Raw genomic sequence first — 8,635 nt, 5'->3', positions numbered from 1 at the left:
TCAGCTTGTCGCCATCGGACTTCACGGTGTAGTGCGCGGGCATATCCGGGCCGGTCGAGAACGGTACGGCGAGAGCGGCGATGCTCCGGCCGTCCCCGAGATCGGTGAGCAGCGCGGATTCCTCGCCGATGGCCAGCAGCGCCGTCGTCGCCACGACGGCACTACCCAGGTACGGCACCGGCGCGACCGCACGACCCAGCTCTTCCAGCACGACCGCCGCTTCGCGGTAGGAGGCACCCGCGCCGCCCTGCGCTTCCGGGATGATCAGTGCGGCGAGCCCGAGTTCGGTCGCGAGCGTGCGCCACAGCGCGAGATCGTAGGTCGAGTCGGTCTCGGTGCGCGCCCGGACGTCGGCGGCCGGGAGGCGATCCTGCAGCAGCGAACGTACGCTGGCCCGCAGCTCCTCTTCCACCTCGGAGTAGAGCAGATCGGTCATCGGGGCAGATCCTTCCAGGCGACGTCCTTGTCGATGCGCGGCTCGGACGGGAGACCGAGCACCCGCTCCGCGATGATGTTGCGCAGGATCTCCGAGGATCCGCCTTCGATCGAGTTGCCCTTGGCGCGCAGGTAGCGATAGCCGGGCGAGCGGCCGAAGAAGTCCACCGCCGTGCTCCGGCGCATCGTCCAGTCGTCGTGGCGCAGGCCTTCCTCGCCGTTCAGTTCGAGTTCGAGCCCGGAGATCTGCTGCATCAGGCGGGCGAAGACCAGCTTCGAGGCGGAACCTTCCGGGCCGGGCTGACCGGCGGCGAGCGCCTGGACCAGCCGGATGCCGGTGAGCCGGGCGGCTTCGGACTGCACCCAGAGCTGAAGGACGGCGTCCTGCCCGGCCGGCGTACGCACCTCGGGCCGTTTGCGCCACGTATCGGCGAGAATGCCGATCATGCCGAACTCGCGCGGCTGGATGCCACCGCCGATCGAGACGCGCTCGTTCATCAGCGTGGTCTGCGCGACCTTCCAGCCCTCGCCGACCTCGCCGAGCCGATCGGTGTCCGGGATCCGCACGTCGGTCAGGAAGACCTCGTTGAACTCGGCTTCGCCGGTGATCTGGCGGAGCGGACGCACGTCGACCCCCGGAGCGTGCATGTCGAGCGCGAAGTACGTGAGGCCGCGGTGCTTGGGCACATCGGGATCCGTACGGGTGACGAGCATGCCGCGGTCACCGAGGTGCGCGAGCGTGTTCCACACCTTCTGCCCGTTCACGACCCACTCGTCGCCGTCGCGCACGGCGCGCGTCGACAGTGACGCGAGGTCGGAGCCCGCGCCGGGCTCGCTGAACAACTGGCACCACACCTCTTCGCCGGTGAACAGCGGACGCAGCAGCTTCTTGCGCAGCTCCGGCGATCCGTGCGTGACGATCGTCGGCGCCGCGAGGAACATGCCGAAGAAACGACCACTGCTCGGGCCACGCGCGCCGGCCTCGCGCAACTTCGTGTCGACGACGCGTTGCAGCTTCGGGTTCATGCCGAGCCCGCCGTCGCCCTCGGGAAAGCCGACCCACGCGAGGCCCCGGTCGAACTGCACGCCGCGGAACTCGAACGGATCGGTGGTGCGCGGATCGAAGTCGTTGATCAACCCGAGCACGAGGTCGTCGACGGTGGCTTCGTCGGCGCTGGTCGCAGTGAGTGCCGCATCGGTCGTCGTCATCGCGGTCGAGCGTAACCTTCTCCTGCTCGAGCGATCCTCCGGAGGCACCGCGATGAACGGTCCCGGCGCCCTGTCCGCCGCGGTGCTCGGCTATCTGATCGGCTCGTTCCCGTCGGCCGACGTCGCGAGCCGGCTCGCGATGAGCAACGCGATCGACCTGCGTACCCTCGGCAGCGGCAACCCGGGCGCGACGAACGCCGCGCAGGTGCTCGGGAAGCAGTGGGGTGCGATGGTCCTCCTCGTCGACCTCGGCAAGGGTGTCGGCGCGGTGTTCGTCGGGCGCGCGCTCGGCGGCGACGCGGGCGCGTACGTCGCCGCGGTCATGGTCGTCGCCGGGCACATCGTTCCGCCGTGGAGCCGCTTCCGCGGCGGCAAGGGGATGGCGACGGTCGGCGGCGTGGTGCTCGCGGTGCTCCCGCTCTACTTCCCGTTCGCGGTCGCGCTGGCCGCCGCGTTCGCGTTCGGCACCCACCGCACCGAGCTCGCGGCACGGGTGTCGGCGGTCGCGTTGGTCACGGCCGCGATCGTGTGGACGGTCGCGTCGTGGCCGAACGGATGGGGGCCGGCGCCCGGCGGCGGACTCGTGGCATTCGCGATCGCGGACGCACTGCTCATCGTCGTGAAGTTCGCACTCGCACGCGCGCCGGAGCCGGCAAGCTGACGATGCTCGCCGCCGCGAGTGCGCCCGACCTGCTCTACGCGCGCCAGCAGATGGCGCTGTCGCTCGGTTGGCACATCGTCATCGCCTGCACCGGGATGGCGTTCCCCGTGATCGCGGTCTTCGCAGAGTGGCGCGGGCAGCGCACGGGCGACCCCGTGTACACGCAGCTCGCGCGGTCGTGGTCGAAGGCGCTCGCGGTGCTCTTCGCGATCGGCGCGGTGTCGGGCACGATCCTGTCGTTCGAGTTCGGCATCCTCTGGCCGCGCTGGATGTCGACGTACGGCGACGTGATGGGGCTGCCGTTCGCGATCGAGGGGTTCGCGTTCTTCACCGAGGCGATCTTCGTCGGCATCTACCTGTACGGCTGGGATCGTCTGCCGCCGCGCGTCCACCTGTGGAGCGGGATCCCGATCGGGATCGCCGGACTCGCGTCGGCCTTCTTCGTCGTGGCCGCGAACGGCTTCATGAACACGCCGACGGGATTCAAGGTCGTCGACGGGAAGATCGTCTCGGTGCACCCGTGGGCCGCGATGTTCAACACGTCGTTGTGGCCCGAGGCGACGCACATGATCCTCGCCGCGTTCATCGTCACCGGCTTCCTCGTCGCGATGCCGCACGCGCTCGCGCTGCTGCGCGGGTCGCGCGATCGCTACCGCCGCATCGGTTTCCTCATCCCGTTCGCGATCGCGTGCGCAGTCGTGCCGCTGCAGATCGTCGCGGGCGACTGGGCCGCTCGGCACGTCGCGGTGCACCAGCCCGTGAAGCTCGCGGCGATGGAAGGGCTCGGCAAGACGACGCGCGGCGCACCGATCCACATCGGCGGCTTCTACACCGACGGGCACGTCCGCTTCGGGATCGAGATCCCGGACGCGCTCTCGTTCCTCGCGTTCCATCACACCAACGCGGTCGTGCAGGGACTCGAGTCGGTGCCGCCCGCGGACCGACCGCCCGTGAACGTCGTGCGGTTCGCGTTCCAGACGATGGTCGGGATCGGCACCGCGATGCTCGGGCTCGGCATCTGGCTCATGCTCGCGTGGCGCAAGCGGCGTGATCTCCCGCGCTCACGTTGGTTCTACCGACTTGCGCTCGTTGCCGGGCCGGCCGCGGTCGTCGCGCTCGAGTGCGGATGGATCACGACCGAGGTCGGTCGTCAACCATGGATCGTGTACAACCTGATGCGCACGCGCGACGCGGTGAGTACCGCGTCGGGACTGCGCTACGGCTACTTCCTGCTGATCGTCGTGTACACCGCGCTCACGGTCGGGGCGATCACCGTGCTGCGGCGGCTCTCCCGTGAGAGTGGCGAGCCGCGAGCGAAGCGAGGAGGCGACCTCGACGGCTCCCATCCCGCGTCGAGTCGCACGCGCGCAGCGAGCGCGACCGGAGAAGCACCGTGAGCCTCGCGGTCGCCGTCGCGGTGGTGATGTTCGTCGGTATCACGCTCTACGCGCTGTTCGCGGGCGCCGACTTCGGCGGCGGGTTCTGGGATCTCTTCGCCGGCAGCGCGGAGCGCGGTGCCGACGCGCGCGCATTGATCGAGCACTCGGTCGCGCCGGTGTGGGAAGCGAACCACGTGTGGCTCATCTTCGTCCTCGTCGTGCTCTGGACCGCGTTCCCGCGCGCGTTCGGGCCGATCATGTCGACGCTCGCGATGCCGCTCACGCTCGCCGCGATCGGCATCATCCTGCGCGGCTCGGCATTCGCGTTCCGCAAGGCGTCGATCCCCGTCGAGACGCGCCGATTCTTCGGCGCGGTGTTCGCGCTGTCGTCGGTGCTCACGCCGTTCTTCCTCGGCGCGGTCGTCGGCGGCGTCGCGTCGGGACGCGTGCCCGCGACCGGCACCGGTTCTCTCCTCCGCAGCTGGGTGAACCCGACATCGATGCTGGGCGGCGCGATGGCCGTCGTCGTCTGTGCGTTCCTCGCCGCCGTGTACCTCAGCGCCGATGCCGCCGCGCGCGGCCGCGCGGATCTCACCGACTACTTCGCGCGCCGCGCGATCGGCGCGGGTGTGGTCGCAGGCGTCGTCGCCGCGGTCGGTGTCGTCGTGTTGCACGCGGACGCGCGCCACCTCTTCCATCACCTGACCGGTCGCGCGCTTCCGTTCTTGCTGCTCTCGGTCGCGGGCGGGTTGGGCACGCTCGCGTTGGTGCGCGCACGGCAGTTCGGCATCGCGCGCCTCTCGGCCGCGCTCGCGGTCGTCGCCGTGCTCTGGGGCTGGGCCGCGGGTCAGTACCCGTACCTCATCGTCGGCCGGCTCACGATCACCGCCGGGCAGGGCGCGCACGCGACCCTCGAGGCGTTGCTCGGCGCGGTGGTGGTCGGGCTGCTCGTGGTCGCCCCCGCACTCGCCTGGCTGCTCCTCCTCACGCGCCGCGGCGAGCTCGTGGAGGAAAACGCCCACCAGAATTGATCCAAGGCGGGTCGCGCTGCGAACGAGTGTCTGATGAGCGCCAACGCGGGGTTGACGGCCGGGGGCACACGCCTTCCGGTACCGACCGGGCGGGGTTTCCGGTGGAAGCGATGGTGAGCGCGCTCGCGACGGCGGAGCGGGTGCGCGCGGAAGTCGAGCGCCTACCGGCCGGAGCAGGCGGAAGCGATCAGGCTGGCGTCCTTCGGGGGGACGACATATGGGCAGGTGGCAATCGAGCTCGGGATTCCCGAGGGCACGGCGAGGTCTCGCCTGCGCCTCGGACTCGCACGGATCGCGGCCGCCCTCGAGGGAAATGGAGTCGACCAGTGGATCTGAACAACCGCGAGGAATTCGACGAGATCGTCGCCGCCTTCGCGCTCGACGCGTGCGATGTCGACGAGACGGATGCCGTCGAGCGCTTCATCGCCGCGCACCCCGACGCGGCAGTGGTTCACGTCGCGCACGCGCACGGAGCTCGCGGTCCTCGTCAGCGCGTTCGAGATCTGGACGCACACCGACGACATCCGGCGCGCGATCGGCCGGCCGCTCGACACGCCGTCGGCGGCCGCGCTGCACACGATGGCCGTGGGCTCGACGACGATGGTGCCTTCCGCGTTGGCCGCGAGCGGCCGCGACCGTGCGGGTCGTACGGCGCGCATCGAGCTCACCGGTCCGGGCGGTGGCACGTGGACGGTGCCGATGAGGGTCGGCGGCGACGTCGGTACGCCTGACGTTGCGATCACGTTGTCGGCGGTCGAGTGGTGCCGGCGCTCAGCGAGCGGCTCGAGTCGGACGAGCTCGACATCGAGATCGAAGGCGATCGTCGGCTCGCCGACGATCTCGTCGGCGCGGCACGCGTCTTCGCGCGGCTCTGATCGACCCGACCGCGCGCCCGGTGAGTCGGCTGGGTTCGACCTGAGGGCGCCGGCGCCGACGCGCGCGGCGAAAGGCTAGGGTCGGCGTGGGCTGCGCGCGGTGGTACGCGACCCCACACGCGGATCCCGCGCGCGGCCCACTTTTCCTCGCTTCTTGCGCCTCAGGCGCGCACGACCACACGATCGGGCGCGGCTGATGTCTCGCGGCGCGCCGCACGGTCGACGAGTACCGCGCCCACGGTGTCGGCCGTCTCGTGCGCGAGCGCGAAGTAACGGCGGACGCGTCGGCGCGACCAGCGCTCCGGATGGCGCGCGACCGGTCGCACGGTGACGCACGTCGCTTCCGGCGACCACATCGACACTTCGATGTCGACGTTCGCAACGGTGCTCCCGCGTGGCGAGAGTGCGGTCGCGCGGCCGCACCACGTCGGCTGCGCCTGGTAGCGGCTGAACGGCGGAACCGGCTGCAACGGCTCGCGCAGCACGACCGAACCGGTGTCGCCGAGGTCGAGTCGCCGGGACGCAACCAAGGGTGCGCGGTCGGCGAGACCGCGTTGCACCGCGGTGAGCGGCAGGTTCACGCGGCGTTGCAGGACGAAGCTGTACGCGTCGTAGTTCATCAGGTGCTCCAGATCGCCGAGGGGGGGTGCGATCGATCACCGTCAGCATCGTCAACCGCCGTTGCGGTCGGGAGTCATGCAGGCGACATCCGCATGACGGGTCGCTGAGATCCGGATGACAACGTGTCCGGCGTCACACCATCGCGTTCGTGGCGGTCGCAACGAGCGCGGCGAACTGCTCCGGAGCCGTGACCGCGGGCAGGTGGCCGGTGTCGAGCCGGAACACGGTCGGTTGCTGCGGCAGGTGCGTGAGCATCTGCTCCTGCGTCGCGGTCGGGATCGGGCGATCACGTTCGTTCACGACGTAGGCGACGGGCACGGGCGCGGCCTGCGACCACCGCACCGGTTGGAAGTAGTGGTGCACGGTGTCGGGAACGCAGCGCACCGGATCGAGCACGAACGCGAGCGTCTCGTCGTCGAGCGGATCGCCGCCGTAGGAATTGCGGAACGCTTCCGGATCGGGCGGCGGGCCGGGCAACGTGATGACGGTCCCGTTCTGCTTCGCGGCTTCGACCGATGCGACGAGACCCTCACGGTGGCGCGGCTTCATGCAGTCGATGCCGAGACCACCTTCGACCGGTACGAGCGCGGCGTTCAGCACGATGCCGGCGACGCGCGTGCCGAGACCGGCGACGACTCCGGGCACGACGAGCCCGCCCGACGAGTGCGCGACGATCACGAGCGGGCCGTCGATCTTCGCGTCCTCGACGTCGCGTACGACCGACGCGACCTCGTCGTCGACGCTCAGCGTGCCGAAGTCGGCGGGCTTGCCGTTGCGACCGGGGAGGTCGATCGCAAACGCGGGACGATCGAGCAACGGCACGGCGCGGTCCCAGAACCGTGCGGTCGAACCGCCGCCGTGGATCAGCAGGTAGGTCGCGTCGATCGTCATGCCCCGCGCGCCGGCCGCAGCGAACCGATGCCGAGGCTGCCGTCGTTTCGACGCGGGGTCGCGAGCGGATTCGTCGTTGATGGCGCGATCCGGGTCAGGGTGTTGTGGTCGACGTGCTTGAAGGGCTCGTCGCGACCGGGGATCTCGAGCACACCTTCTTCTTCGTACGACCACTTGCCATCGTCGTGCACGGTCACGTGCATGCGGTAGCTGAGTGTGCGAAACGATCGGTCGAGGAACGGGTTGGAGAGAATGCCGTACGTCTCCGACCCCACCGCCGCGTTGACCTCGAACTCGCGCGCGTCGGCGTCGGCGGCGCCGCCGGCGAGCAACACCTGGCCGCGCGGGATCGCGAGCGTCAACGTGATCGTCGACGTTGCGGGTTCCCAGAGCCAGTAGCCGACCTGGTCGTGGAAGGTCTCGATCTCGCCCGGTTTCACGATGTGGGTGTGGTACCGGAGGCCGTAGAACAACTGCGGTCCGTTGGTCTGGCGGTCGATCGGCTCGAGCTCGTATCGCTCATCGAAGCCGTCGCGCTCGGTGCCCTCCGCGACCGGATGTTCGTCGGCACCGTTGACGCCGCGCCACGTTCCCGCGAGCGGCGCGAGCGGGCCGAGGTTCGCAAGGGTGTCGTCGTCGCCCACGGCTTCGGTGTAGATGTCGACGCCGTAGTCGTGCGCGGTCTCCGTCACGGCGCCGAACCGTAGTTGACGACGGCCGCGAACCACCGAGGTCGCTACGGTCTTGCGCGGTGACCGAATTTCCGCGCGTGGAGCGGCTCGACGCGCGTGCGGCCGTCGCCCGGATCCGCGCCGCGGGCGGTCCCGAGCTCGCGGTCGTCGGTCCGCTGGAAGGCGGATCGGTCGGCGCCGCGATCGTGCGCGCGCGACGGTCGTCGACCACCTGGTCGAGTTCTCGTTCCCGCCGTTCTGCCCGCGCGTTCGCGGCAAGGATGGCGGGGATGACGGATGCCGACGCGGAAGCGCCCGCGCTGGTACTCGTGACCGGGCTGCAGGGCACGGGTAAGTCGGCGGTCGCGGGTGGGATTGCCCGGGAGTTGCACCTGCCGTTGCTCGCGTGGGATTGGCTGATGGCCGGGCTCACGTCGTTCGAGCCGGTGCAGGACGCGTTTCGCGCGATGGGTCGTGAGGAGTATCGGCGCGCGGGTTGGGTGCAGCTTCTCCAACTCGCGCGTCTCCAGCTGATGCACGGAACCAGCGTGGTGATCGACGGTCTTGCCCGCGCCGGAGAGGTCGAAGGTGTGCGCGCACTTGCCGACGAGCTCGGTGCGCGGTCCCTCGTGGTGTTGACGTCGTGTACTGACGTCGACGTGCAGCGGGCGCGAATCGAGGGCCGACGGCGCGACATCCCCGGCTGGTACGAGCTGACGTGGGAGCACGTCGCGCAGACGAGGACGCGCTGGATCGGCCTGCCCGATGTCGATCTCGAAGTCGACGAGCGCGGCTCGATCGCCGAGCACATCGCGGCCGTGGTGGCGCGACTCGCGCGTTGATGCGCCGCCCTCGAGTTGCG

The 8,635-nt window shown here is 70.2% G+C and carries 11 protein-coding genes; 6 read left to right on the top strand and 5 right to left on the bottom strand.

The genetic code is table 11. From position 1 onward, the window contains the following. Together VH914_22200 and VH914_22195 are read right to left on the bottom strand one after the other, a co-directional pair. The coding region (locus VH914_22200) for an acyl-CoA dehydrogenase family protein (GenBank protein ID HEX4493930.1) at nt 1-436 on the bottom strand (436 nt) is incomplete at its 3' end. Next, a complete protein-coding gene (locus tag VH914_22195) occupies nt 433-1,644 on the bottom strand; it encodes an acyl-CoA dehydrogenase family protein (GenBank protein ID HEX4493929.1) in 1,212 nt (403 codons plus the stop codon). The genes VH914_22200 and VH914_22195, both read right to left, overlap by 4 nt. Nucleotides 1,645-1,696: 52 nt before the next feature. Between VH914_22195 and VH914_22190 the strand changes: the two genes are divergently transcribed. The 5 genes from VH914_22190 to VH914_22170 all read left to right on the top strand — a co-directional run bounded on the left by VH914_22190 (nt 1,697) and on the right by VH914_22170 (nt 5,669). Next, complete coding sequence (locus tag VH914_22190) at nt 1,697-2,305, top strand: glycerol-3-phosphate acyltransferase (GenBank protein HEX4493928.1); 609 nt, start codon at nt 1,697-1,699, stop codon at nt 2,303-2,305. A 2-nt stretch (nt 2,306-2,307) separates the two neighbouring features. Then, complete coding sequence (locus tag VH914_22185; protein ID HEX4493927.1) at nt 2,308-3,702, top strand: cytochrome ubiquinol oxidase subunit I; 1,395 nt, start codon at nt 2,308-2,310, stop codon at nt 3,700-3,702. Then, the gene (locus tag VH914_22180; GenBank protein ID HEX4493926.1) at nt 3,699-4,715 is read left to right on the top strand and encodes a cytochrome d ubiquinol oxidase subunit II; all 1,017 of its coding nucleotides are present in this window, start codon (nt 3,699-3,701) and stop codon (nt 4,713-4,715) included. The genes VH914_22185 and VH914_22180 overlap by 4 nt, the downstream gene beginning before the upstream one ends. Before the next feature lie 225 nt (nt 4,716-4,940). Next, nucleotides 4,941-5,051 carry a hypothetical protein gene (locus VH914_22175; protein HEX4493925.1) on the top strand — a complete coding sequence of 37 codons (111 nt, stop codon included), beginning with the start codon at nt 4,941-4,943 and terminating at the stop codon, nt 5,049-5,051. A gap of 69 nt (nt 5,052-5,120) precedes the next feature. Beyond that, complete coding sequence (locus VH914_22170) at nt 5,121-5,669, top strand: hypothetical protein (GenBank protein ID HEX4493924.1); 549 nt, start codon at nt 5,121-5,123, stop codon at nt 5,667-5,669. 82 nt (nt 5,670-5,751) lie between these two features. Here VH914_22170 and VH914_22165 read toward each other — a convergent pair whose 3' ends face one another. The 3 genes from VH914_22165 to VH914_22155 all read right to left on the bottom strand — a co-directional run bounded on the left by VH914_22165 (nt 5,752) and on the right by VH914_22155 (nt 7,794). Then, on the bottom strand, nt 5,752-6,210 hold the full coding sequence (locus VH914_22165; GenBank protein HEX4493923.1) for a hypothetical protein: 459 nt from the start codon (nt 6,208-6,210) through the stop codon (nt 5,752-5,754). Nucleotides 6,211-6,343: 133 nt separating this feature from the next. Then, nucleotides 6,344-7,102 (bottom strand): alpha/beta hydrolase, encoded by a 759-nt coding sequence (locus VH914_22160; protein ID HEX4493922.1) that lies wholly within the window; start codon nt 7,100-7,102, stop codon nt 6,344-6,346. Then, nucleotides 7,099-7,794: a heme-binding beta-barrel domain-containing protein gene (locus VH914_22155; protein HEX4493921.1), complete on the bottom strand. Its 696-nt coding sequence runs from the start codon at nt 7,792-7,794 to the stop codon at nt 7,099-7,101. Before VH914_22155 ends, VH914_22160 begins: the two co-directional genes overlap by 4 nt. Before the next feature lie 59 nt (nt 7,795-7,853). Here VH914_22155 and VH914_22150 point away from each other — a divergent pair, with 59 nt between their 5' ends. Next, entirely contained in the window at nt 7,854-8,615 is a 762-nt protein-coding gene (locus tag VH914_22150) for an AAA family ATPase (protein HEX4493920.1), read from the top strand. Nucleotides 8,616-8,635: the final 20 nt, after the last annotated feature.

Source organism: Acidimicrobiia bacterium, assembly GCA_036271555.1.
GTDB lineage: Bacteria > Actinomycetota > Acidimicrobiia > IMCC26256 > PALSA-610 > DATBAK01.
The sequence above is the reverse complement of the archived record's forward strand: the minus strand, read 5'-3'. Positions and strand labels throughout refer to the sequence as shown.

Coding starts and splice junctions, on each gene's coding strand:
- VH914_22195 (HEX4493929.1), bottom strand. CDS start 1,644: ATGACGACGACCGATGCGGCACTCACTGCGACCAGCGCCGACGAAGCC.
- VH914_22190 (HEX4493928.1), top strand. CDS start 1,697: ATGAACGGTCCCGGCGCCCTGTCCGCCGCGGTGCTCGGCTATCTGATC.
- VH914_22185 (HEX4493927.1), top strand. CDS start 2,308: ATGCTCGCCGCCGCGAGTGCGCCCGACCTGCTCTACGCGCGCCAGCAG.
- VH914_22170 (HEX4493924.1), top strand. CDS start 5,121: ATGCCGTCGAGCGCTTCATCGCCGCGCACCCCGACGCGGCAGTGGTTC.
- VH914_22165 (HEX4493923.1), bottom strand. CDS start 6,210: ATGAACTACGACGCGTACAGCTTCGTCCTGCAACGCCGCGTGAACCTG.
- VH914_22160 (HEX4493922.1), bottom strand. CDS start 7,102: ATGACGATCGACGCGACCTACCTGCTGATCCACGGCGGCGGTTCGACC.